Source organism: Sporosarcina sp. 179-K 3D1 HS (assembly GCF_047228905.1).
Classification (GTDB): Bacteria; Bacillota; Bacilli; order Bacillales_A; family Planococcaceae; genus Sporosarcina.
On record NZ_JBFEGI010000031.1, the window covers coordinates 1 to 521 of the forward strand.

Here is a 521-nt window from a genome sequence, read left to right on the forward strand (position 1 = left end):
CCGGTGTAGCTCAATTGGTAGAGCAACTGACTTGTAATCAGTAGGTTGAGGGTTCAAGTCCTTTCGCCGGCACCATCATCCGAGCCATTAGCTCAGTCGGTAGAGCATCTGACTTTTAATCAGAGGGTCGCAGGTTCGAATCCTGCATGGCTCACCATTTTAATTTAATATGCGGGTGTGGTGGAACTGGCAGACACGCTAGACTTAGGATCTAGTGCCGTAAGGCGTGGGGGTTCGACTCCCTTCACCCGCATTTTTAACGCGGAAGTAGTTCAGTGGTAGAATACGACCTTGCCAAGGTCGGGGTCGCGGGTTCGAATCCCGTCTTCCGCTCCAGATTTTGCCGGGGTGGCGGAACTGGCAGACGCACAGGACTTAAAATCCTGCGGTAGGTGACTACCGTACCGGTTCGATTCCGGTTCTCGGCACCAGTTATTTCAAATGCGCCCGTAGCTCAATTGGATAGAGCGTCTGACTACGGATCAGAAGGTTATGGGTTCGACTCCTGTCGGGCGCGCCAA

General features: G+C 53.2%; 5 tRNA genes. All 5 read left to right on the top strand.

The features are described 5' to 3' along the window. The first annotated feature begins 81 nt into the window (after nt 1–81). Nucleotides 82–157 (top strand) — tRNA-Lys (locus AB1K83_RS18155). Between the two features lie 14 nt (nt 158–171). Next, a tRNA-Leu gene (locus AB1K83_RS18160) sits at nt 172–253 on the top strand. Between the two features lie 8 nt (nt 254–261). Next, a tRNA-Gly gene (locus tag AB1K83_RS18165) sits at nt 262–336 on the top strand. Between the two features lie 6 nt (nt 337–342). Continuing rightward, nucleotides 343–431: transfer RNA gene (locus AB1K83_RS18170), tRNA-Leu, on the top strand. A 12-nt stretch (nt 432–443) separates the two neighbouring features. After that, a tRNA-Arg gene (locus AB1K83_RS18175) sits at nt 444–520 on the top strand. Nucleotide 521: the final 1 nt, after the last annotated feature.